18 protein-coding genes are annotated in these 24,713 nt (G+C 59.5%); 9 read left to right on the top strand and 9 right to left on the bottom strand.

The genetic code is table 11. The features are described from left to right. Positions 1 to 46 precede the first annotated feature (46 nt). The 7 genes from P8S53_RS20815 to P8S53_RS20785 all read right to left on the bottom strand — a co-directional run bounded on the left by P8S53_RS20815 (position 47) and on the right by P8S53_RS20785 (position 10,422). Complete coding sequence (locus tag P8S53_RS20815; protein WP_277807419.1) at positions 47 to 3,790, bottom strand: Ig-like domain-containing protein; 3,744 nt, start codon at positions 3,788 to 3,790, stop codon at positions 47 to 49. 38 nt (positions 3,791 to 3,828) lie between these two features. After that, positions 3,829 to 4,374 carry a hypothetical protein gene (locus P8S53_RS20810; protein ID WP_277807418.1) on the bottom strand — a complete coding sequence of 182 codons (546 nt, stop codon included), beginning with the start codon at positions 4,372 to 4,374 and terminating at the stop codon, positions 3,829 to 3,831. 22 nt (positions 4,375 to 4,396) lie between these two features. Then, entirely contained in the window at positions 4,397 to 5,218 is an 822-nt protein-coding gene (locus tag P8S53_RS20805) for a hypothetical protein (RefSeq protein WP_277807417.1), read from the bottom strand. Positions 5,219 to 5,253: 35 nt separating this feature from the next. Continuing rightward, positions 5,254 to 7,284, bottom strand: coding sequence for a VWA domain-containing protein (locus P8S53_RS20800; protein ID WP_277807416.1), 2,031 nt, complete (start codon positions 7,282 to 7,284; stop codon positions 5,254 to 5,256). Between the two features lie 26 nt (positions 7,285 to 7,310). Further along, positions 7,311 to 8,285, bottom strand: coding sequence for a hypothetical protein (locus P8S53_RS20795; RefSeq protein ID WP_277807415.1), 975 nt, complete (start codon positions 8,283 to 8,285; stop codon positions 7,311 to 7,313). Between the two features lie 108 nt (positions 8,286 to 8,393). Beyond that, positions 8,394 to 9,344 (bottom strand): LuxR family transcriptional regulator, encoded by a 951-nt coding sequence (locus P8S53_RS20790; RefSeq protein ID WP_277807414.1) that lies wholly within the window; start codon positions 9,342 to 9,344, stop codon positions 8,394 to 8,396. A gap of 262 nt (positions 9,345 to 9,606) precedes the next feature. Then, on the bottom strand, positions 9,607 to 10,422 hold the full coding sequence (locus tag P8S53_RS20785) for an SDR family NAD(P)-dependent oxidoreductase (protein ID WP_277807413.1): 816 nt from the start codon (positions 10,420 to 10,422) through the stop codon (positions 9,607 to 9,609). A 102-nt stretch (positions 10,423 to 10,524) separates the two neighbouring features. On the opposite strand from P8S53_RS20785, the gene P8S53_RS20780 reads away from it, so the two are divergent. Beyond that, positions 10,525 to 11,418 carry a LysR family transcriptional regulator gene (locus P8S53_RS20780; RefSeq protein WP_277807412.1) on the top strand — a complete coding sequence of 298 codons (894 nt, stop codon included), beginning with the start codon at positions 10,525 to 10,527 and terminating at the stop codon, positions 11,416 to 11,418. Between the two features lie 281 nt (positions 11,419 to 11,699). Here P8S53_RS20780 and soxR read toward each other — a convergent pair whose 3' ends face one another. Further along, a complete protein-coding gene (soxR, locus tag P8S53_RS20775; protein ID WP_277807411.1) occupies positions 11,700 to 12,161 on the bottom strand; it encodes a redox-sensitive transcriptional activator SoxR in 462 nt (153 codons plus the stop codon). An 89-nt stretch (positions 12,162 to 12,250) separates the two neighbouring features. Here soxR and P8S53_RS20770 point away from each other — a divergent pair, with 89 nt between their 5' ends. After that, on the top strand, positions 12,251 to 12,901 hold the full coding sequence (locus tag P8S53_RS20770) for an MBL fold metallo-hydrolase (protein WP_277807410.1): 651 nt from the start codon (positions 12,251 to 12,253) through the stop codon (positions 12,899 to 12,901). A gap of 399 nt (positions 12,902 to 13,300) precedes the next feature. On the opposite strand, the gene P8S53_RS20765 is transcribed toward P8S53_RS20770, so the two are convergent. Next, positions 13,301 to 13,990: a cyclic nucleotide-binding domain-containing protein gene (locus P8S53_RS20765; protein WP_277807409.1), complete on the bottom strand. Its 690-nt coding sequence runs from the start codon at positions 13,988 to 13,990 to the stop codon at positions 13,301 to 13,303. Positions 13,991 to 14,290: 300 nt separating this feature from the next. Here P8S53_RS20765 and P8S53_RS20760 point away from each other — a divergent pair, with 300 nt between their 5' ends. The 7 genes from P8S53_RS20760 (at position 14,291) to narI (ending at position 24,711) form a co-directional block, all read left to right on the top strand. Then, positions 14,291 to 14,764 carry a universal stress protein gene (locus tag P8S53_RS20760; RefSeq protein ID WP_277807408.1) on the top strand — a complete coding sequence of 158 codons (474 nt, stop codon included), beginning with the start codon at positions 14,291 to 14,293 and terminating at the stop codon, positions 14,762 to 14,764. A 32-nt stretch (positions 14,765 to 14,796) separates the two neighbouring features. Continuing rightward, positions 14,797 to 16,443 carry an MFS transporter gene (locus P8S53_RS20755; protein ID WP_277807407.1) on the top strand — a complete coding sequence of 549 codons (1,647 nt, stop codon included), beginning with the start codon at positions 14,797 to 14,799 and terminating at the stop codon, positions 16,441 to 16,443. A gap of 70 nt (positions 16,444 to 16,513) precedes the next feature. After that, complete coding sequence (locus tag P8S53_RS20750; protein ID WP_277807406.1) at positions 16,514 to 17,878, top strand: nitrate/nitrite transporter; 1,365 nt, start codon at positions 16,514 to 16,516, stop codon at positions 17,876 to 17,878. 61 nt (positions 17,879 to 17,939) lie between these two features. Continuing rightward, complete coding sequence (locus P8S53_RS20745; protein ID WP_277807405.1) at positions 17,940 to 21,680, top strand: nitrate reductase subunit alpha; 3,741 nt, start codon at positions 17,940 to 17,942, stop codon at positions 21,678 to 21,680. Further along, positions 21,677 to 23,203, top strand: a complete 1,527-nt coding sequence (narH, locus tag P8S53_RS20740) for a nitrate reductase subunit beta (protein ID WP_277807404.1) — start codon at positions 21,677 to 21,679, stop codon at positions 23,201 to 23,203. Before P8S53_RS20745 ends, narH begins: the two co-directional genes overlap by 4 nt. Next, entirely contained in the window at positions 23,200 to 23,901 is a 702-nt protein-coding gene (narJ, locus tag P8S53_RS20735) for a nitrate reductase molybdenum cofactor assembly chaperone (protein WP_277807403.1), read from the top strand. The genes narH and narJ overlap by 4 nt, the downstream gene beginning before the upstream one ends. Before the next feature lie 12 nt (positions 23,902 to 23,913). Beyond that, the gene (narI, locus tag P8S53_RS20730) at positions 23,914 to 24,711 is read left to right on the top strand and encodes a respiratory nitrate reductase subunit gamma (protein ID WP_277807402.1); all 798 of its coding nucleotides are present in this window, start codon (positions 23,914 to 23,916) and stop codon (positions 24,709 to 24,711) included. Positions 24,712 to 24,713 lie beyond the last annotated feature (2 nt).

Below are 24,713 nucleotides of genomic sequence, written 5' to 3'. Positions count from 1 at the left end.
TAAACCTAGTGTCCGTTCAAAGTCCGATCGAAATGAAGGCTCAGTTCTAACGCGAGGAGCACTCGCCGGTCATAGAAAATCTTACCTGTTCTCCCGGTCCCCCGACACGAGCCTGGACAGAGACCTGCTCGTCTTCCAAGCGAAAATGCCAGCCGTTGTTGACACCTCCCTGATTGTTGAACTGGGCACCATTGCTCAGAGCCATCTGTACGGTCAGTACGTCATCCGCATCACGGCTCATCGTGATTCCCACCCAGTCGCCCGGCGTTGTTTCGAAGGTGATTTCGAGCTGCGACAGCCGATTATCCTCATCCGTCGCGCAGCGCAGGATTTGCGCAGGTACGGTCAGGGGTTGCCCAAGTTCAAGACGAATTTCGCCGATGCCGGCTATCTCGGCGTCAGCGGCAGCCGCATCGTCGGAACTGGGGGAACTCCCGGGTGTTGCAATTTCACGCGCCGCGGCAGCCACTACGGGTTCGAGAGGCTCCGCGGTGAAGCTTACCCGAATGGCGTTCCGTATAGACCTGCCATCGACGGCAGCCAGCGACGTGTCGGCCATTGCAGTAAAGACGGCATCGGCCTCCGGCTCCTGCGGCGCGACAGTGACGATCATGCCGGATGGATCGAGCGTCACATGGGCGGGAACGGAAGCGCCATTGGCCTCAAGAGTTATCGCAGCAAGCGTTTCGGCGTCGATCGGGACGTTGAAGGCAATACCAGCCGATCCCCCCGACTCTCGATCTTCCGGCCAGACCGCCAGAGGCTCCAGCGGCACATTGACCTCGACCGGCAGGCGCGTCGCGCGTTCGGTCACGCCATCATGGACGATGATCTCGAAGGAGGGGTTAAGTCCTGGTCCTAAGGTGGCGGGATCGGGTGTGAAACGCGGCTCGCCCAGCAGCACGGCCAATGTCGTCCAAGCCTCTCCGTCGGTAGTGAAGCGCAGGGTGTAGGTCCGCCCCTCGGCCGAAGCACTGCCCCATTCGAGGGTTTCCCCCGCGCGATATGTCGAGCCGGGGGCATGCGAAAAGACTTCCGGTACCGCTAGCGCCGGATCGGCCCGGCGTTCCGCCAGCACTTCGGTGTCGCGGAGCAGAACGATCCTCGTTGGGTCGCCTGAGATCGGAACCGTTACGGCAAATGGCCAGGGACCGGTCTCGAAGGGACGAGGCCCCACCGAAGCGCGAGCTAGAAGTTGACCGGCGGCGCCTTCAACGCGCAATTCGTAGGGACCATTGCCCGAAAGCGGCTCGCGTGATCCCTGCACGCCGATAGCCGGCATCAGTGTCGCCTCGGCTCTATCCACCAGGCCTGAAAGCATGATCCACCGGACGTCAGGCAATTCGGGGTTGGCGTCGCTCCGAACGATGTTGCCCGCCGCTGGATCGGACAACTGCGCGAATTGGACACGAGAGAAAACCGGAGCCTCGGCTCGCTGGTTGCGGGTATAGCGCAACATGGCCGGCATGTTCTCAACTAGCCAGTTATACTGGTTCGGATCGATCCAGTAGTCGCTGTGCGGCTCGTAGATGCAGGGGAACATCAGGTTCAGCAGCGGCGCGCGGGTCTGCGCATTTCCGTGCTCGCTCGATTTCTGCCATCCAGTCAATCCGTGGAGCGCAATGCGCATTCCGTCGATCCCGGGCGCAACGGTCTGATAGCCCGTGCGGCATATCTTCTGCCTGTGCGCGTTGTTCTCAGCATAGGGTGTATGCGGCAGGCCGAAGACGTGACCGAATTCATGGGCTACCAGCGGAGAAAGCAGGATGCCGGGGAACATCTGGTTCGTCGGTATCCACGTGCTCATCATGATGGTGTTCTGGCCCGTCCGGTCGGCGTGAAGGCTGTCGAGGAGATCCGGATCGGGATTTCCAAACCAGTATGGTTCATCACCGCTGCGCCGCAGGGACTCGGGTTGCTCGAACGGTGCCTGGGTGATGCCAGTGCCTCCAAGGCTTGGCGGGTGGTAGGAAACAAGAATGTCCGCGTTCGAATGCGCCGCGACGTGCTCGTGAAACAGGCGAACCAGTGCGTTCCACTCGTTAAAATCCGCCGCCTGGCTCGCTGGATTATCCCAGAAACGGAAGCCGTCTTCGCAGACAACCCATTCCACTCCCAGGATCGTGCAGATCGTATCCTGCAGGTTGTAGGTCCCCTGGAAACGGCCTCTGACCCTTGCGACTGGGAATATCTGATTCGCGAATGCGCCGTCTTGTTGCGCAGCCTGCACGACCTGTCTCGATTGCTCGATGTCGATGTTGTCCCTCCACTCCGAATGCGCGGCGATGTAGTAGTCAAACGTCAGGAGGTCGATGGGTTGGGCTGCATAGTCCAGCGTCTGTTCGACGATCGCGGGAGTGATCTCCACGTCCTCGGGATAATGGTCAGCCGGCGTGATCTCAGCTCTGAAATTTCGCGGGTCGTTCTGCGGGGACGGGGTCCAGCCAAACAGATCGACTGTGTGTTCTCCCAGCCGCCGGTCTTCATCGGTGTACTGGTCGGGCCGTTCGACCCGTTGCTGAATCTGAGGGAAGACCGTGTTGTCTCGGTCGTCTAGCACCTCGGCGAGAACCGGATAAGCGAAAACCTGCCAATCGGGGTGAATGTCCAGGAGTTCCTCCCATTCAACCTGGATGCGCGCGGCAGCAGGTTTGCCATGGACGAGCGGCGCATTGCGGGACACCTGGTAAATGCCAAACCGCAAGTCATCCGGGTCGATTATCGTTGATACAAAGAAGGTCGTATCCCGTTCCAGAACCTGCCGCTCAATTCCCCGCACGCCCGCATTGCCCCCCACAACGGTAATCTCATAGACCGTGCCCGAGCGCAGCGGCTCACGCGGTGCGAGCCGAAGCGACTTGTCATCGTCAATGCCATTTTCGTCTTCGAGACCGAGTTCGAGATCAACAAAGATGAGTCCGTTGTTCCGGTCCCGCGTCGTCATGATGACCGTGTCGGAGTCGAGACTACCCTCTGCAACCGCATCGCTGAATTCGACGAAGAAATCTGCCCCCTCGAGAATCACGTTCTCGCGCCCATTCAAGGGTTCGGTTTCGACCACATGAAAGACATCCGGCTCCTTGCACATCATCCGGTCAAATGCGGCCTCGGTTTCCGGGCTGCGCTCTAGAATGAATTCCACGTCGAGGTGAAGCTGCTCGATCCACCCTTCACCTTGGCGTTCATAATCAACCGTGCCGTTCCGTACGGGTGCGACGATCGATATGAACGGGCCCGACAGCCTCAGGGTAAAGCCGTCATCGCTCCAGCGCGTCTGAAGATTTGCCGGATTGTCCAGTTCCGGACCGTAGACGGGAGAGACAAGAAAATCATCGCGGCCGGTGTCGGCTAGACGGTTGTCGAACAGAACCGACGCAAAGGCTCCGGCTGGCGCGTTCTGCATCTCAAGACCGTGGACGGCTCGAACAACCCCGCCGTCCGGGCCGCAGGGGATATTGCCAATACTGATCTCGGAGTAGTCCACCCCGTCACGATGACGATGGTCATGCAGCACAATGCCGAAATCGTTGCGGCCCTCATAGCCGCGCCGCACAAACACCGCTTGGCCGGCCATCTGCCCGTCGGCCTGCGAGATCGAGCTTCCGCTGATGGCGCCCTGCCATGTTCCCACAAGCTGGCCGCGGGTCAGCGCGTCATAGGCGTCCTCATAGGGCGCGTTTGGGTCGACGGTCTGCGCCGCGGCCTGTGAGATTGCGAGGGCTGGCAGGACGAGCGCCCAAATGAGCGCGCACCGCTTCAACCACAGCATCGCCGTCCGATTGCCCACCATACTTCACCCTCTTCCAGAGCGCCCTAAAATTCCCCGCCTCAATCTGCCTTGCGCAATGCGGTATCGAATGTGCCCTCGACCTGCCGGCAGTCGCTCGTGTCGGCCTCCGCAAACATTCCATCCCTGCGGCAGACAACAGCCGAGAAGCTGCCTTGAGCGGCTGCGCGCCCGTCTTCCAGCGATAGCGCATCAAAAACGATATCGGGGGCCGTCCCGCTATCCTCACTGAGATAGAAGGGCTCGCTCATGCCGTCCGGCCACCAGGAAACGGATACATCCATGATGGAGGCCGACGCGTCATTTCCCATCAGCGAGACCTCGACAGACAGAACGTTGCGCATGATGCTTTCGGCTTCAGGGTCGTGAGCCTGAATGGAGATCGAGGTCACCGGGCCAAAGGCCCGGACCTCGGCCGTCGATGTCCCCTCGGACGGCACATCGAGCGTTTCGCCCGAATAGGGCGTACCATCGATGGTGGCGTTGACCGCGCCAACCGGCGTTCGTGCGATCTGAGCCAGTGCAGGTTGCGCCATGCACAGGGTGAGTCCGAACGCTGCCAGGATAGGCGCTTGGTGAATTTTCATTTCATAAGTCCTTTTCATGCGCTTACGGGAACGACCAGCCGTCGTATTCGATGCGGAAAATGCGCAGCGGGGCGTCAGGGCGAGTGGTGTCGCCGCGCAGGCGGAAAACGGCTGTGTGCCTCTGGCCGAAATTCGCGACCTGGACATTGATCGTGATCATGCCCCGGAACATGGGCTGATCGGGGTCCGGCATCGGCTCGGAAACGCTGCCCTGGAAATCCTGCGCGCCAATGAGCAGGTCCGCGCCGGGCGGGCGGGATCGCAGCGCATCCCTGAACTCGGTGGAGAAAAACACATCGGGCGCTGCCGGATCGCGGTGGCTCACCCCGCGAGCAGGGTCATCATAGGCATAAAGCGCCGCAACGAGCCCACGCGCGTGTTCGATCAGTTCGTCGCCTGACCACGCGTGAGGACCGGTCGTGGGGGCGGGAAGGATCTTTTCGACATCCACCACTTCTTCCAGCTCGTCATATGCTCCGCCATCGCCGAACAGGATTTCCTCATCGAAGTCGGCAATCAGATAGCGTTGCGCCACCCAGCCGGCCTTGGTCAGATCGGCGGTGCGCATCAGGCACCAGCGCGGCGGCAGGGCATCGAGTTCAGCTTCGGCCATCGTCGAAAAATGCGCCATCGTGTAAAACGGAACGCAGGTGATCTGCTGAAGATTGCGTTCGTTATGCGCAAAGGTCTCGATCACCGGATAGTTGGTGCCCGGCCCCATGCGGACATTGAGCACATCGTTCGGCGCGACACCCATTACCCGCCACGCATCGGGGCCGGACCCGTCGATCTCGGCGTGGGCAACGGACGTGAAAAAAGGAAGCGCCAAGGCAATGGCCGCCATAGCAAATCGGCGAGATTGTCTGGTCCCACACATCGTTATTCCACCTCCACGATGGCGCGGCCAAGAACAGCCTGCCCGCTGATATCGAGATACCGGACCTCATAGCGGCCCGGCTCATTTGGCATGGTCAATTCGAGTGTCGTTTCCTCAGCGATACGATGAGCTTCGATCCAGCTGAAATCGGCCTGATCGGCCCGGGCAAGCGCCAGGCGCTGGTCGGCGCTGCCGGCGCCACCGGACCAGGAAACGGTGATTATCTCGCCGGGGCTGGCCTGGCCTGGAACGACCAGACCGACACCGTCATCAAGCGGAGCGTCAGCGCCGACAACTTCCAGCACACGGCTGGAAACCGTGCGCGCGCCTTCCTGCAGAACATATCTGATCTCGTAAAGGCCGGGCTCGGCAGGCGCGTCGAGGTCACCCTCAAGATTGTCCCTGACGCGGATATAGTCCTGATAGGTGCCCTCATCGGCGCCAGCCGGGACGATGGTGATATAGTCCTGAGGGTGAATGGCCATAGACCAGCTGATGCGCAGCGGTGCTTGTGCACGAACCATGTCCGGGCCGTTCAGGATTACCTCCGCCGCGACGACTTCCACCGGCGTCGAGGCCAGCGTCCTCGACCCCTCATTCAGCACATAGCGCACTTCGTAGAGACCGGGTTCGGCTGGTGCGACCAGTCTGTTTTCGGTGGTCTCGCGCACGCGCTGGTAATTGGTGTAGCTCCCTTCATCGGCGCCGGCAGGAACGATGGTGACGTAGTCCTGCGGGTGGACCGAGGATGACCAGGAAACGGTGAAGCTCGCTCCGGTCGTGACCTCATCGGGTGCAGAAATGGACATCTCGGTCTCGACCACCTCCACCGGCGTCGAGGCCAGCGTCCTCGATCCCTCATTCAGCACATAGCGCACTTCGTAGAGACCGGGTTCGGCTGGTGCGACCAGTCTGTTTTCGGTGGTCTCGCGCACGCGCTGGTAATTGGTGTAGCTCCCTTCATCGGCGCCAGCCGGAACGATGGTGACGTAGTCCTGCGGATGGATCGAGGATGACCAGGAGACGATAAAGTTGGCACCCGTCGTGACTTCATCGGGTGCAGACACGGTGACTTCGGCCTCGACAACTTCCACCGGGGCAGTGCCGAGCACGCGCCGGCCGTCGTTCAGCACATACCGCACCTCGTACAGCCCCGGCTCGGCGGGCGCAGTCAGGCTACCCTCTGTGTCGCCGCGCACCCGCTGATAATCGCCACGGGTGTTCTCATCCGCCCCGATGGGAACGATGGTGACATAATCCTGCGGATCGATCGCGGAAGACCAGGAGACGGCAAAGCGGGCACCGGTGACCACCGTTGCAGGCGCTTCCACTTCGATCTCGGCATCGACCTGGTGCTCCGGTTCGGGTTCCGGCTCCGCCACGGGTTCGGGTGGTGAGAGTGGCTGAAGGTCCACGATGCTTTGCACCTGAGCGAGCGCGTCGCGCAGCTCATCGGCATTTTGCGCGGGCACAAACACCCCGCCCGTATTTTCCGCAATGCAGGCAAGGCCAGCGTGTTCTTCTTCTGTCAGATCAAAGCCGACCACATGGGCGGTAAAATTGACGCCCTGCTGCGCCAGTTCCGCCGACAACGCGCATGGATCGGCCTGGCAGGTTTCCAGTCCGTCGGAAATCAGGATCACCGTTGCCTGCGTGTCGCGGTACGAAAGCACTTCGGCCGCCTGCCGAACGGATTCGGTGAGCGGCGTGCGCCCGCGCGGCGTGATCCCGTTGACAGCCGATATGAAGGCGGGCCGGTCCAGCGGGGCCGGTGCAATCAGGGTTTCGATGTCGGAACAGTCACCCTCGCGCCGGTGCCCATAGGCCATGAGCCCCACATTGGCGCCTTCGGGCCATGTGACGATGAGGTCTCCCATGACTTCGCGCGCGATCTCGACCTTGGAGACGCCATCGATCTGCCCCCACATCGATCCCGAGCCGTCATAAACGACCATCACATCCTCGGATGCCGTCGCGATGGACGGTATGAAGGCAGTGGCGAGCGCCAGCGACAAGGCGGCAAAAAATCTCATGATTCAAATTTCCTCGTATTGTCCTGTCATGCAGGTTCGGCGTTCGCATCGGGGCTGGGCTGCCCACCGATGGCGCGCTCCTTGAGCTGGCGGAATTTGCCCGACATTTGTTCGAGCCGTGCATCCCATTCGGGATCAGGTCGCTGGCCCTCGATCGTTTTGAAATAGACCTGCATGAGGCAGGTGATGGCGAAGGGCTCCAGAACCGCGGCCTTGACCGCCCAGGCGAACAGAAGCGCGAACACGAACCCGCCCGCCGCCCACGCACCCGGCATCAGGTAGACGACCAGCCCCGCGGGCGCGAGCATCACGAGGAACACCACAAAGCTTAAGAGATAGACGATGATGGCCAGCCAGGCGGCATTTTTGAGCATGACCTTGTAGTTCTGCCCATAGAGCACCAGCGCGTCCTTGGCTGAACCCCACGGATTGGTCGAGCCCGTCCGGATCGCGTAGGCAAGGATCACCTCGTCGATGAACCCGACGGCCACTTGCAGGAAGGCATGCAGGATGCCCGTCAACTGACGAGCACCCGGTATCGGCAAAATGGTCAGGATACCCCGGAACAGCCCTGTGATCGCCCGCAACACGCCCTTGATAAGCTGGTCGACGGCAAACAGCACGCTGGCCTGGGCGAACCGCTCCGTGACAACGACTCTGCCATGCTCGAACTGAGAGCGGCCCTCGGGCATTGGTTTGCCGTCGATCAGTTCGACAAGCACCGCGATGTGGCTGGCCTTGACGATGTAAAGGATATATTCGCGCGCCCAGTACATGACGGCTCCGACTATACCGAAACCGATCAGGCCGCCCCAGAAGGTCGAACCCGCCTGAAAGCCGACATCACCCAGGGCACCAACGCCGAAGCCTATTCCCGCGCCCGCACCGGTCACAAGGATATAGGCCAGCGTGATCCCGAAATAGACCGCCATCCTAAGCACGACGAAAGGCAGGGTCTGCATCATCAGACCCATCGCCCTGCCAACACTAAAATCCCACATGCATCCTCCGATTACGCTCGCTCTCATCTGGCGAGCTTCCGAAGGTATCCCGAGTCGATCTACGCTTGAGAATAGAGCATTTGCTCTATTGACGGCGCAGAACGGCGGTTATTTGCCGCCGGCAAGTGTCGCGAGTTCCGCTTTACTGGAGATGCCGAGCTTCTCGTAGATGCGCATGACCTGATTACGCACGGTGGATGGTGACGTGCCCAGGGCTCGTGCCACCTGCTTGCTGGTCATGCCGGATGCGAACAATCCGGCGACCTCGCGTTCGCGTGGAGACAAGCCCGATAGGGCCGGATGGATTGACAGATGAACGAAGTAATTGCTGCCAAACCGGGACATGCGCGCATCGAGCAGTTCCCCGCGCCACCGTTTGCGCTGTTTGAGTGCATGCATCACGTCAACAGGGAGCCGGGCGATGCGCCCAGACCACTCGTGCCTGGTGAAATCGTCAAACGGCCCCTGAGTGCACAGCACCCAGCCTTCCTGGTCCACCAGCGCAATCGCCTCGTGTTCCATGGCCGCTCGGCCGATCCACAGTTCGCGGTTCATACGCAGCGCCTGGGACAGGTGCGGCATAAGCATCTGCTTGAACATGCGCTCGGTGTCGGAGAAGGTCATCGGTCTGTCGTCCGCACAAAGTCCCACGAAGCTGACATAGCCATCGGTTTTCTCACCGACGATTGTCGCCATCATGTGCGAAGCGTCGAAGCGCCGCCAATGCTCGTTGTAGGCCAGACTTGCGCGATAGTCCGGAACGTCATCGAAGCGGGCGGTCGCGCCGAGACGATTGAGTGTCAGGTCGCAGAAAGCATCATCCTGGGCGACAGAATCCCATTCGCCCAATATCGCCGCGCTTTGGTTGAGAACGGTCAGGTCTGTGACCATTCGCCCATCGGCCTGGCCCCCGCCCCACACCCCGAAATCAAAGGGAATGAAGCTTTGCAGGTTTTTCAGCACGCGGAGACGGAGTTCATCGGGCGTGCATTCAGAGGCATCATGGTAAAGTTCCAGCAAAAAATCGCTGAGTCCCGATACGCTTTCTGCTTCCCCCATCGCGACAGCTCAATCTGAAACCGTTCCCAAAGTCTGATACCAAACATCTATGCTAACTGAGCTGACGACAAGCCCTGATAAGATTATGCCGAGACAGCTGGGCTCTCGGCCTCCCGTTACGCCGCGTTGATACCCCGGCCGTCGGCATAACAATAACCAGCGCGAACGGCTGCTTGTTCTGTTTGTTCGCCAAAAGCTGCCTGTCTGAAAACCACCCCGTTTCGGTCGTTCGGATGCCTCTGGATTCTCCCTCGAAGCCGGTTCAGCCCCAATCGACGGTCTGGGCAATCTCCTGTCGCAATTGATCGACTTTTGCTCCCGCCCATTGCCGGGCGTCGTCGCCGAACACGAGTCGCGATGGCACCTCGCCCTGCTCAGCAAGCGCCACGATCCGCGCGGCGAGCAGCTTCGGATCGCCGGGCTGGTTGCCGTTGGCCTCGTCCACGAACGCGCGATACTGCGCGATCGCCTCAGCATAATCAGGGATGTTGATGCTGCCGAAGCTCGCCGACTTGCCGTCCATGAAATCCGTGCGCAGCATCCCCGGCTCGACCAGGAGCGAGCGGACGCCCAACGGTGCCAGCTCCTGCGCAAAGCCCTCCATCCATCCCTCGACCGCGAACTTCGACGCCGAATAGACCGCTCCTCCGCCGTTGGAGACCAGCCCGCTGACCGACGAGATGGTGATAATGAGTCCCGAGCGAAGCTGGCGCATGTGTGGGGCGACTGCGCGCGCCACATTCATCGTGCCGAACAGGTTAACCTCGAACTGACGCCGCACCGCTTCATCGGTAAAAGTCTCGAAAAAGCCGAGCTCGGCGTAGCCCGCGTTGTTGACCAGTACATCGATTGTGCCGAACCGCTCAATGGTCTCCGCAGCGACCGATTTTGCGGCCTCAGCGTCGGTGATATCGAGCGTGAGCGCGTGCAGGCGGTAGTGTTCGTCCGCGAAGGCATCACGCACCGCATCAGCGGATCGAGCCGTTGCCACGACCGTTGCGCCCTCATTGAGCGCCGCGCGCGCGATTTCGTGTCCAAGTCCGCGGCTTGCACCGGTCACCATCCAAACCTTGCTCATCGTCTGTTCCTCGCTGCTGCTTCTATTCTTTACTAGTTAGATTTGCTAATGAACGAGGACAATCGCCTACTTAGTAATATGCCCCAGTAGCAGGGATCATCAATGCGCCCCGATCAGCTTGGCGATCTCGCCATCTTCGCTGCGATCGCTTCCGACCAAAGCTTCACACGTGCCGCGAAACGGCTCGGCGTCACGCAATCGGCGTTGAGCCAGACCATGAAGCGGCTCGAGGATCAGCTCGGTTTTCGCCTACTCTCCCGCACGACCCGCAGCGTCGCCCCGACCGAGGCCGGCGATCGCCTGCTCGCAACCCTGTCGCCGGCTCTGGCCGGGTTGACCGACGAGATCGAGGCACTGTCGCAGGCACGCGGCGCGGCGGTTGGTACCGTTCGGATCACGACTGGCAAGCATGCTGCCGACACAGTGCTGTGGCCGATGCTCCCGTCTTTCATGCGCCGCCACCCCGGCATCGAGGTGGAGGTGTGCGTGGAGGACGGTATGACTGATGTTGTGGCGGGCCGCTATGATGCGGGAATCCGGCTCGGAGAGCGATTGGAAAAGGACATGATCGCGCTGGCAGTGGGGCCTGCGCTTCGCGTCGCGGTGGTGGCCGCTCCCAGCTATTTGAGCGACCATAAGGCACCTATGGAGCCAGCCGACCTCACGGCGCATCGCTGTATCGCCTATCGGGACTCGCAGGGTAATCTGTCTCCCTGGTCGTTCGAACGCGACGGTCGTGCGGTGACGGTCGCGCCAGCCCGCGGGGCGGTCTTCAATGACGCCGACATGTTGGTGGCCGCCGCTGTTGAAGGTTTCGGCATCCTCTACATCCTGGAAGATTTGGTGGCGGCGCCGATCGCCGATGGCCGTCTTACTCGCCTGCTGGAGCCATGGTGCGAGCCGTTCCCCGGCTATCACCTCTACTACCCCGATCGGACGGGGACAGCGGCCTTCGAACTGCTCAAGGATGCGCTGCGAGCAGGCAGGGCCGTGTGAAGGCTTGGCCAAGTATCGGCGTCGCTTCTCGATCCTCGATCGTTTTCGGGACGGCCGGCCGTCTTGCCGATGGCAGCTTGTCCGGCATTGTCACCCCTAACCCGCCATTCCACTAACCACGCCGTTACAGCCGGTTCCAAACCGTACAACGCGAATCCGGTGGGCCGCGTATTGCTCAATCCCATTGGGGTGTGGGGCGGGTTCCCTGCTGCCGTGTAGGACATTTCAAACCACGCTCGACTCTGTAGCTATGAATGCCACAGCTCCCTCGCTCGCATTGGCTAACAACTTTCCCTCGAGCTTCCCAGATTTTCGACCCATCCTCTCGGACCAGGACCCTTCTGACCCAATTCATCGCTGGGATTGAGCATCTTGCAGGTCTTGAGTGACAGGCAGCCGCAACCGATGCACTCGGTCAATCCGTCGCGAAGGCGCTGTAGCTGGGCAATCTGTTCGTCCACTCGGCCCGTCCATCTTCCTGAAAGTGCCTTCCAATCGTCACCGGTCGGCACGTGATCGGTCGGCAGCTTGTCAAGCTCTGTCCTGATCTCATCGAGCTTCATCCCGAGCTTTTGCGCAAACGTTATGAAAGCGAGGCGCCGTAAGACAAAACGTGGAAAGCGCCTGTGCCCGGAACCAGCCCGCTCAGCGGTGATCAGCCCGCGCTCTTCGTAATAGCGCAGCGCCGAGGAGGCGACGCCGCTGCGCCGCGAGACCTGGTTGATGGTGAGTGTGGCTTCCATGGCTCGGAACATTTTCGCAATATGGTGTTGACTTAAAGCGTACTTGAACTTGTAGGCAAGGATCAAGCAACAGTCAAAGGAGATAACCCATGCAACAGATCCGTCCCGATCTCTGGATCACCGAGCCCTATTTCCCTGAACCGGATGGCTTCCCTGACCTCAAGTTCCACGGCTACCTGCTAACCCGTCCGGACGGCAATCTGCTCATCCACACCAGCGAGCACGAGGCAGATCACGACGTCATTGCCAAACTGGGTGGTGTCTCACGGCAGTATCTGGCCCATGGGCATGAGGCTGAACCGGGGATCGCCAAGATACGAAAACGCTTCGGGAGCATACTGCTTGCTCATCGTGCGGCCGAGGCAGACGTTTCCATCCATACTGAACTCGACCACCCGCTCGACGGCGGGGAAGCCTTTGAGGACGGAGTAGAGGTTTTTGCGGCGCCTGGCCACACGGCAAGCAATGTCGCTTTGAAAGTGAAAAGCGAAACCGGTGAGACCTATCTATTCGTTGGCGATACCATTTTTCCGCGTCGGGGCGAGTGGCATGGCGCGGTCTTTCCTGACGAGGGCGGCGACACTGTCACGCTCCAGAAGAGCCTTGCTGGTCTCGCCGGGCATCATGCCGATCTTGTCCTTTTCGGGGTGACCATTTCTGATGAACCAGCACGGCGGTTCAGCCCTGAAAGCTGGCGGGCGGCACTTGATGAAGCATCGGCCTCGATCGGCCAGATGTAGCCGCATCATCGCCGACCTCTGCCCTTCTGCCCGAATCCAGAGCTTTAATCGTCAGCGTGGTAAAAGAAAATCGGATCCTGATGTCCCGATTTTCTTAAGCTGGCAGGCTTGGCACGGGCCGCTGGACAATTCGCAGGTATCGTTGGTTGCAGGCCCCCGCAACCAAATATCTCTAATATATCGATAACTTAAATACCGATCGTTTCACTCGTGTATGTGGCGTTCCAATTCTGGTCAACGCCTGGTCAACATTTCCACAGGCCCCCTGAAACCCAGGGGGCTTTTTCTGTTCCGGGATAAGCATCCGGCGACAGGCGTAGTCACTTAGCCTTGACAGCTTCCAGCTCAGCTATCAGTTCCATGGGAAACGGTCGGAGATGCTGACCGGAGATGAGCGCTTCATATCCCTGTCACTGGTAGCCCTGCGCCGTTCTCATTTCCCCCTACATCTGGCCCATCAATCAATTTGTCAGGTTGTGCGAGGGCAGTCAGTTTCGCGCTGTCCCTTATGATCACGCGCGCGCCATCCATCTTCAAGCCGTCACTTTCCAGCGCCTTCAGCGTGCGCGACAGATTCTCTGGTGTCATTCCCAGATATGATGCGAGCAGACGCTTTTCTACTTGCAGAATGTAGGAGGCAACGCCCCCTGCCAGAAGAGATTGACGCAACAGATAGGAAGCAACCCGTTCGCGCGAGTTGCGTAGCTTCAGCGTCTTGGCGTTACGGACCACCGCACGGTAGCACGAGGCCAGTTCGTTGATCACGGAAACCGAGAACTCCGTGTCACGCCTGAACATGGCGCGTAAATCTGACGAAGGCACGAGGATGATGCGAGCGCGCTCCAACGTGCGGGCTGACATCAGATACGGGGCGTCGCGGATGCTGGCCGCCAGAATGAAGGTGGAGACCGGGCGCACCACAGCCATCGTGCATTCGCGCCCACCCCATCGCCCGAACAGTTCGACCGAGCCTTCCAGGACAATATGAAGAAAATCGGCAGGATCGCCCTGGCGGATCATTTCCAACCCCTGCGGGAAATTCTGAGCGTAGGAACTGGCCATAAGCGCCTCGAAATTGGCATGGGTCATGTCCCTGAATAGATGGAGATGACGAATCTCTGGAAGCTCTTCGGGTCGCACAGTGCTACCTTTTTCTTTAGATTGATATTTATCAATTTACATGGTACATAATAATCAAGGGTAGAAAAGGCAAAAGTTTTTTACTCAAGAACAAAAATCCAGCCAAAGTATTTTACAAATTTCAATTGCAGGCGGGTTTCCCGATTGGGTTTCCGGATGTTGATCTCGATCAAGTTCTTTTGGACCTGCCTGTGACCTGACTGCTTGCGAACCGGTGACTGAACGCACCAGGACGGCAAGGAGACGCCCATGCATGTCATGCTGGCCTATGACAATTCCCGCAACGCAAGGATCGCGCTGGACGCTGTGCGCGACCTGTTGTCTGCGCTGAACCCGAAGATAACCCTGATTTCCGTGGTCGAGGATGTGGGCAGCGCCACTGCAGGAGCAGATGAGTTGTTTTTGGCGCAATATGCTGAACAGAAAGCCGGGACCGAGCGGGCCGCGGTAGAGCTTGCTGCGGCAGGGTTCGACGCTTCTGTTCTGATTGCCGAGGGAGATGCGCGCAAGATGATTCTGCGGGCTGTTGATGAGCGCAAACCTGACCTCCTGGTGATGGCACGCCATAGCCACAAACCTGACGTTGGCCCGTTCAATTTCATTACGAAGCGGCTGGATGCGCTTGTCGAGGAGTTTGACCACATGACTTTCGGCTCGACCAGCGCGTTTCTGGCGCGGCGCGCGTCCTGTCCACTTCTGATCATTCCGACCCATAGCGATTGATCCCCACCCACATCTGATTTTCGAGGACTGACATGCAAGTCAGCGACTTATTCCGCTTCAAGAATCCCGAAATCAAGGCGCTCCATCTGACGTGGATTGCGTTTTTCATGAGCTTCTATGTCTGGTTCAACATGGCCCCGCTGGCGAGTTCTATGCTCGCTTCGGTGGACTGGCTGACCCGTGACGATATCCGACTCTTTGCTATTGCAAACGTTGCCCTGACCATTCCTGCTCGGATCATTGTCGGCATGGCGCTTGATAAATTCGGCCCGCGCCGGGTGTTTTCGGTGCTCATGGTGCTGATGGCCATTCCGACGCTGGTCTTTGCCTTCGGCGACTCGCGCGAAGTATTGTTCATGTCACGTTTGGTGCTGTCGTCCATTGGGGCAAGCTTCGTTGTGACGATCCATATGATCGCGCTCTGGTTTCCGCCGCGCTCGATCGGCTTTGCTGAAGGTTTCGGGGCAGGCTGGGGCAATTTCGGCTCGGCCGCTGCGGCAATCACGATCCCGACGATTGCTTTGCACATGTATGGCGGCCCTGAAGGCTGGCGGTGGGCGATTGCGACCTCTGGCGTTGTGTTGGCGGCCTATGGTGTCTTCTACTGGTTCGCCATTACCGATGGCGCGACCAAGGACACGCATAAGAAGCCGCGCAATGTCGCCGCGCTCGAAGTGTCTACTTGGCGCGATCTGGTTCTGCTTTGTATCTTCACAGTACCGCTGGTGGGGATTCTGTCGATCTTGGTCTATCGTGTGCAGTTGATGGGCTATATCGACGGCCTGACCGCCGCCATTTGCTATGCTGCCATTGCTGTTGTGGTGGCTTATCAGGTTTGGCAGGCGATCCGCGTCAATGTGCCGATCCTCAAGAAGGGTGTGCCGGAGGACGACAAATACCCGTTCTCCTCGGTTGTGGCGCTGAACTTCACCTATTTCGCCAATTTCGGCGCGGAACTGGCTGTAGTGTCAATGCTGCCCATGTTTTTTCAGGAAACATGGGGTCTGACGGCTGTGGCGGCTGGCCTGATTGCGGCAAGTTTCGCCTTCGTGAACCTGTTTGCGCGTCCCATGGGCGGGCTGGTGTCTGACCGTTTCGGCAACCGCCGTTTTGTGATGATGGCCTATATGTTCGGCATTGCGATCGGGTTCGTGATGATGGGCTTGCTGAATTCCAGCTGGCCGCTGATCATTGCGATTGCGATCACCATCATGTGCTCGTTCTTCGTGCAAGGGGCAGAGGGCGCGACCTTCGGAATCGTTCCGTCGATCAAGCGGCGCGTGACCGGACAAATCTCGGGCATGGCAGGGGCTTACGGCAATGTGGGCGCGGTGTTCTACCTGTTCGTATTCATGTTCGTCGACGCCTCGACCTTCTTCTTTATGATCGCGGCGGGGGCCTTCATCAGCTGGATCGTCTGCTACATCTGGTTGAAAGAGCCTGAAGGCGGGTTCGGGGATGAATACATCATCTCTTCGGTGGACCGCGAAATTGCCCGCGAAGTGGCCGAGAAGAAAGCCCTTGATGCCGAAGTGGCGGCCATCTTTGCAAGCTCGGAAAAGGTCGAGCTGATCCAACGCGGTGGCGGTCTGCAACTGAAGGCGCAATTCGCCTCGGTCGATGAACTGCGCGCGGCGCTCGACAGGCTGGACCGCGGCAACCCCCAACCCGCTGAATAACCGTTTTTGACGCAGGCGCGCGATGGCGCGGGCCTGCCTTCCATCTAAAGCCACGAAAGGCAACAGATCAATGACCGCACATCACGCGAATCAAGCCGCACCTTCGGGAACGTGGCTTAACCAATGGGAGCCTGAAAATCAGGCGTTCTGGGAGGCGGGCGGCAAGCGGCAGGCATGGACCACCCTAATCCTGACCACGGCCGCGCTGACCATGGCCTTCATCACATGGTTTCTTGTCTCGGCGCTGGTCGTGCGCCTGCCGCAGATCGGGTTCCAGTTCACAGCCAGCCAGTTGTTCTGGCTGGCGGCCATGCCCGGCCTTGCGGGCGGCACGCTGCGCCTGATCCACATGTTCCTTGTGCCAATCTATGGCACACGGAATGTGATTTCGCTGTCCACCCTATCGCTTCTGATCCCGCTGGTGGGCTGGTTCTATGCGGTGCAGAACCCTGAAACCCCCTATTGGGTGCTGATGCTGCTGGCGTTTCTGGCCGGTCTGGGCGGCGGCAACTTCTCCAGCTTCATGCCGTCCACCAGCATGTTCTTCCCCAAGCGCCTGCAAGGCACGGCGCTGGCCATTCAGGCGGGCGTGGGCAATTTTGGCGTGTCCGTGGTGCAATTCGTGACGCCATGGGTCATCGGCTTTGCCCTTCTGGGCGGCATGGCCTGGATGGGCGAGCCGCAGACGATGACGCGCGCAGGCGTTGACTCGCAAATCTATCTGCAAAACGCGCCGCTGGTGATGATCCCGTTTGTGGCGGTCTTCGGTATTACCGCGTGGATCTTCCTGAAGTCGATCCCGATCACGTCGAATTTCCGCGAACAGTTCGATATCTTCAAATCGGGCCACACTTGGGCGCAGACCTCGCTCTACATCATGACCTTCGGGGCGTTCTCGGGGCTGGCGGCGACCTTCCCGCTTCTGATCCGCCTGATCTACGGCGAGTATCAAGGCGCGCCCGACCCGCTGGCATGGGCCTTCTATGGTCCCTTGATCGGCTCGGCAAGCCGCGTTGTTGCGGGTCCGGTTTCCGACAAGCTTGGCGGTGCGCGGGTAACCCATTGGGCAGGTCTTGGCATGCTGGTCTGCGCAGGTCTGGTGGCCTGGGTCGTCACCGGCGCAGACAGCCTTGCATCCTTCCCGATGTTCGTGGCGGGTATGCTGGCACTGTTCTTCTTCGCGGGCGTGGGCAATGCCTCGACCTTCAAGCAGATGCCAATGCTGTTCGCGCCGCGTCAGGCCGGTGGCGTCATCGGCTTCACGGCGGCCATCGCGGCCTACGGACCCTTCCTGTTCGGAATGCTGTTTGCTTGGTCGTTCGGCGCGTTCCAGTCCGCCGCGCCGGTTTTCTGGGGTCTGTCTGCCTTCTTCGCCGTCAATGTGGTGCTGAACTGGGTGCTCTATGCCCGCAAGAATGCCCCCTATCCCTGCTGAATTTCACGGATGCGCACACAAGGCGCGCATCTGAAACCCCTATCAACCAACGGAGACAGCAATGAGCCATCTTCTTGACCGGCTGAACTTTTTGAAATCAAACCGCAAGGACACGTTTTCAGATGGGCACGGCATGACCACCACTGAAAACCGCGATTGGGAAGAGGTCTATCGCGACCGCTGGCGGCATGACAAGATCGTCCGCTCGACCCATGGCGTGAACTGCACCGGGTCTTGCTCGTGGAAAATTTATGTGAAATCGGGCATCGTTACATGGGAAACCCAGCAGACAGATTACCCGCGCACACGCCCCGATCTGCCCAACCATGAACCGCGCGGATGTGCGCGGGGGGCAAGCTATAGCTGGTATCTGTATTCCGCCAACCGCGTGAAAACGCCCTTGGTACGCGGTGCGCTGATGCGGCTGTGGCGCGACAAGCGCCAGACCATGACACCCGTTCAGGCATGGACGGCCATCCAGCAAGACCCGACCGCGCGCGCCAGCTACACCCGCACACGCGGCACAGGCGGGTTCGTGCGTGCCACATGGGACGAGGTGACCGAGATCACCGCCGCCGCAAACGCCTACACCGCCAAGGAATACGGCCCCGACCGCGTTTTCGGCTTCTCGCCCATTCCCGCCATGTCGATGGTCAGCTATGCGGCGGGCAGTCGCTATCTGTCGCTTCTGGGCGGCACCTGCATGAGCTTCTATGACTGGTATTGCGACTTGCCGCCCGCGTCACCCATGACATGGGGCGAACAGACCGACGTGCCGGAGTCAGCAGATTGGTATAATGCAGGCTACCTGCTGCTGTGGGGGTCCAACGTGCCGCAGACGCGCACGCCGGACGCGCATTTCTACACGGAAGCGCGCTATCGTGGCACCAAGTCTGCCGTCATCTGCCCCGACTATTCGGAAGCCGCTAAATTCGGCGATGTCTGGCTGAACGCCAAACAGGGCACGGATGCAGCGCTTGGCATGGCCTTCGGGCATGTGATCCTGCGTGAATTTCATCTGGACCGCCAAGTGCCTTATTTCGAGGAATACGCCCGCAAATACAGCGATATGCCGATGCTTGTCCGGCTGGACAAGAAAGGCGACAGCTATGTGCCGGGCCGCCAGTTGCGCGCAAGTGATCTGGCCGACAATCTGGGCGAGGCGAACAACGCCGAGTGGAAAACCATCTGTATTGACGAAACCACCGGCCAACTGGTCGCGCCCAATGGGTCCATCGGATTCCGCTGGGGTGAACAGGGCATGTGGAACCTGGAGGAGAAGGCAAAAGGGGCCGCAATCAAGCCGCAGCTGTCATTCATCCTGGATGAGGACCGCGATGATGTGGTCGGCGTCGATTTCCCCTATTTCGGCGGCATGGCCACGGGCCAGTGGGAAAATGACGCGCGCGGCGATGTGCTGACGCGCAATGTGCCTGTCCGGAAGATCACCCTTGCCGACGGATCAGAAGCCTTGGTCACCACGGTGTTTGACCTGTTTTGCGCGAACTACAGTCTGGATCGGGGCTTGGGCGGCGATCATGTGACCAATGACTACAACGCCGATGTGCCCTTCACGCCTGCATGGGCTGAAAAGATCACTGGCGTCAGCCGCGACAAAATCATCCATGTGGCGCGTGAATTCGCGGACAATGCCGAAAAGACCAATGGTAAATCCATGATCATCATCGGCGCTGCGATGAACCACTGGTATCATATGGATATGAACTACCGCGCGGTCATCAACATGTTGGTGATGTGCGGTTGTGTGGGCCAGTCGGGCGGTGGCTGGGCGCATTATGTGGGGCAGGAAAAGCTGCGCCCGCAAACCGGCTGGACGGCGCTGGCCTTCGCGCTGGACTGGGCGCGCCCGCCACGGCACATGAATTCAACCAGCGCGTGGTACGCCCATACCGACCAATGGCGGTATGAGACGGTGACGGCAAAAGACATTCTGTCCCCAACCGCGCCGGAAGGCGACTGGGAAAACCTGAGCCTGATCGACTACAACATCCGGTCTGAACGCATGGGCTGGCTGCCATCGGCCCCGCAGCTGAAAACCAACCCGTTGAAAGTGGGCGCGGCAGCAAAGGCGGCGGGCAAGGACATTCCTGCCTATGTGGCCGAGCAGTTGAAGGCCGGCACGTTGGAAATGTCCTGCGAAGACCCGGATGCGCCGGAAAACTGGCCGCGCAACCTGTTTGTGTGGCGGTCCAACCTGCTGGGGTCATCGGGCAAGGGGCATGAGTATTTCCTGAAGCACCTGCTGGGCACCAGCCACGGCGTGCAGGGCAAGGATCTGGGGCAGGAAGGCCGCCAAAAGCCCATTGAGGCAAAATGGCATGATGAAGCGCCAGAGGGCAAGCTTGACCTGTTGGTGACGATCGATTTCCGCATGTCCACCACGGCCGTTTATGCCGATATCGTCATGCCGACAGCAAGTTGGTATGAAAAGGACGATCTGAACACGTCCGACATGCACCCGTTCATTCACCCGCTGCAAGCGGCGGTGGACCCGGCGTATGAATCCAAGACCGACTGGGAAATTTTCAAGGCGATTGCCAAGAAATTCTCGGACGTGGCGCCGGAAGTTCTGGGGGTGGAAACCGACATTGTGCAACTGCCCTTGCAGCATGACAGCCCCGGCGAATTGGCACAGCCTTTCGTGCAGGACTGGAAGCGCGGCGAATGTGACCTGATCCCCGGCAAGACGGCGCCTGCCTATATTGCCGTGGAACGCGATTACCCGAACCTGCATGCCCGCTTCACCGCCCTTGGGCCGTTGATGGAAAAGGTCGGCAATGGCGGCAAGGGGATTGCGTGGGATACGAAAACCGAAGTCCACCACCTGAAGGCGCTGAACGGCACCCATACCGATGGGCCGACCAAGGGTATGGCCAAGATCGAGTCTGCCATTGACGCCTGCGAGGTGGTGCTGATGCTGGCACCCGAAACCAATGGCGAAGTTGCCGTCAAGGCATGGAAAGCGCTGGAAAAGGCCACGGGGCAAAACCACGCCCATCTGGCCGAGGTCAAGCAAGACGAAAAGATCCGCTTCCGCGACATCGCCGCCCAGCCGCGCAAGATCATCTCTAGCCCCACATGGTCGGGTATTGAGTCTGAGGAGGTTTGCTACAACGCAGGCTGGACCAATGTGCATGAATTGATCCCGTGGCGCACGGTATCGGGTCGCCAGCAACTGTATCAGGACCATGAATGGATGCGCGCCTTTGGCGAGTTCTTCGTCACATGGCGGCCGCCGGTGGACCTGAAAACCATCACTGGTGACGCGACCAAATCGCTGAAATCGGCCGAAAAGCATGTGGTGCTGAACTTCATCACCCCGCACCAGAAATGGGGCATACATTCCACCTATTCCGACAACCTGCTGATGCTGACACTGAACCGTGGCGGGCCGGTCGTCTGGCTGTCGGAAGTGGACGCGGCCAAGGCTGGCATTGTCGATAATGACTGGGTCGAGGTGTTCAATTCCAACGGTGTGATTGCCGCGCGCGCGGTGGTCAGCCAGCGCATGAAGGACGGCACGCTGTTCATGTATCACGCACAGGAGAAAATCGTGAACACGCCCGGCAGCCAGATCACCGGCCAGCGCGGGGGCATTCACAACTCGGTCACGCGGACGGTCCCCAAGCCCACGCATATGATCGGGGGCTATGCGCAACTGTCCTACGGGTTCAACTACTACGGAACTGTGGGTGCGAACCGCGATGAAATGGTCATCGTTCGGAAAATGGAAAACGTGGATTGGCTGGATAAGCCCGCAAAAGTGGAGGCAGCAGAATGAAAGTTCGTGCCCAAATCGGTATGGTGCTGAACCTCGATAAATGTATCGGGTGCCACACCTGCTCTGTGACCTGCAAGAACGTCTGGACTTCGCGCGAGGGCGTTGAATATGCATGGTTTAACAATGTCGAAACCAAGCCGGGCATTGGCTATCCCAAGGATTGGGAAAACCAGAAACGCTGGAATGGCGGCTGGACGCGCACGGCGTCGGGCAGCTTGCAGCCGAAGCAAGGCGGTAAATGGCGGATTCTGGCGAATATCTTCGCCAATCCCGACCTGCCCGAAATCGATGATTTCTACGAGCCGTTCGATTTCGACTATGACCACCTGAAATCCGCGCCGCAGATGCAGGCATTCCCCACCGCGCGCCCGCGCTCCAAGATCACGGGCGAGCGGATGGAAAAGATCGAATGGGGGCCAAACTGGGAAGAAATCCTTGGTGGCGAATTCGCCAAACGGTCGCAGGATTCCAATTTCGAGGGGATTCAGAAGGACATCTATGGGGAATATGAAAATACCTTCATGATGTATCTGCCCCGCCTGTGCGAGCATTGCCTGAACCCCGCTTGCGTGGCGTCCTGCCCGTCAGGTGCGATCTACAAGCGCGAAGATGATGGCGTTGTTCTGATCGATCAGGAAAAATGCCGCGGCTGGCGGATGTGTGTTTCTGGCTGCCCTTACAAGAAGATCTATTACAACTGGTCTTCGGGCAAATCCGAGAAATGCACGCTGTGCTATCCGCGTCTGGAATCGGGCCAGCCGACGGTGTGCTCGGAAACCTGCGTGGGGCGTATTCGCTACTTGGGTGTCATGCTGTATGACGCCGACAAGATCGGGCAGGCGGCCAGCGTTGCAGATGAAAAGCAACTCTATAATGCGCAACTTGACGTGTTCCTTGACCCCAACGACCCCGCAGTGATTGAAGCCGCGCGCGCCGAGGGCATTCCCGAGGATTGGATCAAGGGCGCGCAGAATTCGCCCATCTGGAAAATGGCGATGGAATGGAAGATCGCCTTCCCGCTGCACCCCGAATACCGCACCCTGCCTATGGTGTGGTATATCCCGCCACTCTCGCCCATCCAGAACGCGGCCGAGGCAGGCAAGATCAGCGCGCAGGACGATATGCCGGATGTAGCATCCTTGCGTATTCCGGTTCGCTATCTGGCCAATATGCTGACGGCGGGCGATGAAGCCCCCGTTGTCAGCGCGCTGGAACGGATGCTGGCGATGCGGTCCTATATGCGATCAAAAACTGTGGATGGCGTGATCAATCTGGGCGTGGCGAACCGTGTTGGCATGACGCCCGATCAGATCGACGAGATGTATCAACTGATGGCGATTGCCAATTATGAGGATCGTTTCGTCATCCCGACCACGCATCGGGAACTTGTCGAAGATGCCTATGACCTGAAGGGGGGCTGCGGCTTCACCGATGGCAATGGCTGTTCTACCGGCAGCAGCGGCAATTCGCTGTTCTCTGGCGGCAAGAAATTCCGCAGCCCACAGGAGTTCATCCAGTCATGAAAACATATCACGCACTTTCCGCCTTGCTAACCTATCCGACCCCGGAATTGCAGGCAGCGGTTTCTGAAATCGGGCAGGTCCTCTGTGACGAAGGCCTGCTTCATGCCAGCCAGCGGGCCAAGCTGGAACCGCTTCTGCATGAACTGGAACAGGGCGACATCTATGATTTGCAGGAACGCTATGTCCTGCAATTCGACCGCGCGCGTACGCTGTCGCTGAACCTGTTTGAACACATCCACGGGGAAGGCCGTGACAGGGGCGGTGCCATGGTAGACCTGCTGGAAACCTACCGCGCGGGCGGGTTCGATCTGGTCGGGCCTGAACTGCCTGACCACCTGCCGGTTTTGCTGGAATTCCTGTCCACACAACCGCCGGAACAGGCGCGCGAAATCCTTGCCGATGCGGGTCACATCCTTGTGGCACTGGCCGAACGTCTTGCGCGGCGCGAAAGCGCTTATGCGGCGGTGCTGGCGGCATTGGTGACACTGGCGCAGGTGGACACTTCGCCCGAGGCCGAGGCGCTGTTGTCCGAAAAGGATGATGACCCCGAGGATCTGGAAGCCCTCGATGCCGTCTGGGAAGAAGCAATGGTCACTTTCGGCCCCGATCCCAATGCCGGATGCCCCATCAGCCGGGACATTCTGGCGAAAATGGACATGCCTGCCGCCCCGCGCACAGTCGCACCGGGCCAGATGTAGGAGCACGAGACAATGTTTGGAAACTTTAGCCTAGACTATCTTATCTTCGGCATCCTGCCCTATGCGGTGCTGGCCATAGCCCTGATCGGGACCATCGCGCGCTACGAGCGGGACCCCTTCACGTGGAAATCATCTTCCAGCCAACTTCTGCGGCGCAAGCAACTGGTTTGGGGGTCCGTGCTGTTCCATGTGGGCATCATCGTGCTGTTCTTCGGCCACCTGATCGGTCTGTTCACCCCGATCTGGCTGCTGGACGCTTTGGGCATCAGCTACGGGCTGAAACAATGGATGGCTGTCATCATCGGCGGCATCGCGGGGGCTGCGGCCTTTGTGGGCTGCACCATGCTGTTGCATCGCCGCTTAAGTGATCCGCGCATCCGCAATAATTCCAGCTTCGCCGATATCGGCATTCTGGCGATCCTGTGGCTACAAATCGTGGTTGGCATGGGCACGATCATCCTGACGCTGGGCCATATGGACGGGTCCAAGATGATCCAGTTCATGACCTGGTCGCAATCGGTCATGGGGCTGCAGATCAATGCCTGGCAGGAAGTCGTCAATGTGCATTGGCTCTACAAGTTCCACATCTTCCTTGGCATGGTGATTGTGGCGCTATTCCCCTTCACCCGTCTGGTGCACATGTTGTCGGTTCCGATCCGCTTTCTGTGGCGGCCCGGCTATCAGATCGTACGCTCGCGTGAGGGCGCAAAGCCAGCGCGGACGGGTCTGAAGCCCTTTGCCCGTGACAAGCGCGCGATGAAAGCTGCGGGCATGGCCCCGAAGCCCAAAGCCCCAACCCCTGCTGAGTAAGG

Source organism: Roseinatronobacter sp. S2 (genome assembly GCF_029581395.1).
GTDB lineage: Bacteria > Pseudomonadota > Alphaproteobacteria > Rhodobacterales > Rhodobacteraceae > Roseinatronobacter.
This window is presented reverse-complemented; position numbering and strand designations above follow the sequence as displayed.

Coding starts and splice junctions, on each gene's coding strand:
- narJ (WP_277807403.1), top strand. CDS start 23,200: ATGAAAACATATCACGCACTTTCCGCCTTGCTAACCTATCCGACCCCG.
- P8S53_RS20745 (WP_277807405.1), top strand. CDS start 17,940: ATGAGCCATCTTCTTGACCGGCTGAACTTTTTGAAATCAAACCGCAAG.
- P8S53_RS20765 (WP_277807409.1), bottom strand. CDS start 13,990: ATGACCCATGCCAATTTCGAGGCGCTTATGGCCAGTTCCTACGCTCAG.
- P8S53_RS20760 (WP_277807408.1), top strand. CDS start 14,291: ATGCATGTCATGCTGGCCTATGACAATTCCCGCAACGCAAGGATCGCG.
- P8S53_RS20805 (WP_277807417.1), bottom strand. CDS start 5,218: ATGGCGGCCATTGCCTTGGCGCTTCCTTTTTTCACGTCCGTTGCCCAC.
- P8S53_RS20750 (WP_277807406.1), top strand. CDS start 16,514: ATGACCGCACATCACGCGAATCAAGCCGCACCTTCGGGAACGTGGCTT.
- P8S53_RS20785 (WP_277807413.1), bottom strand. CDS start 10,422: ATGAGCAAGGTTTGGATGGTGACCGGTGCAAGCCGCGGACTTGGACAC.
- P8S53_RS20755 (WP_277807407.1), top strand. CDS start 14,797: ATGCAAGTCAGCGACTTATTCCGCTTCAAGAATCCCGAAATCAAGGCG.
- narI (WP_277807402.1), top strand. CDS start 23,914: ATGTTTGGAAACTTTAGCCTAGACTATCTTATCTTCGGCATCCTGCCC.
- narH (WP_277807404.1), top strand. CDS start 21,677: ATGAAAGTTCGTGCCCAAATCGGTATGGTGCTGAACCTCGATAAATGT.
- soxR (WP_277807411.1), bottom strand. CDS start 12,161: ATGGAAGCCACACTCACCATCAACCAGGTCTCGCGGCGCAGCGGCGTC.
- P8S53_RS20815 (WP_277807419.1), bottom strand. CDS start 3,790: ATGGTGGGCAATCGGACGGCGATGCTGTGGTTGAAGCGGTGCGCGCTC.
- P8S53_RS20770 (WP_277807410.1), top strand. CDS start 12,251: ATGCAACAGATCCGTCCCGATCTCTGGATCACCGAGCCCTATTTCCCT.
- P8S53_RS20790 (WP_277807414.1), bottom strand. CDS start 9,344: ATGGGGGAAGCAGAAAGCGTATCGGGACTCAGCGATTTTTTGCTGGAA.
- P8S53_RS20810 (WP_277807418.1), bottom strand. CDS start 4,374: ATGAAAATTCACCAAGCGCCTATCCTGGCAGCGTTCGGACTCACCCTG.
- P8S53_RS20795 (WP_277807415.1), bottom strand. CDS start 8,285: ATGTGGGATTTTAGTGTTGGCAGGGCGATGGGTCTGATGATGCAGACC.
- P8S53_RS20800 (WP_277807416.1), bottom strand. CDS start 7,284: ATGAGATTTTTTGCCGCCTTGTCGCTGGCGCTCGCCACTGCCTTCATA.
- P8S53_RS20780 (WP_277807412.1), top strand. CDS start 10,525: ATGCGCCCCGATCAGCTTGGCGATCTCGCCATCTTCGCTGCGATCGCT.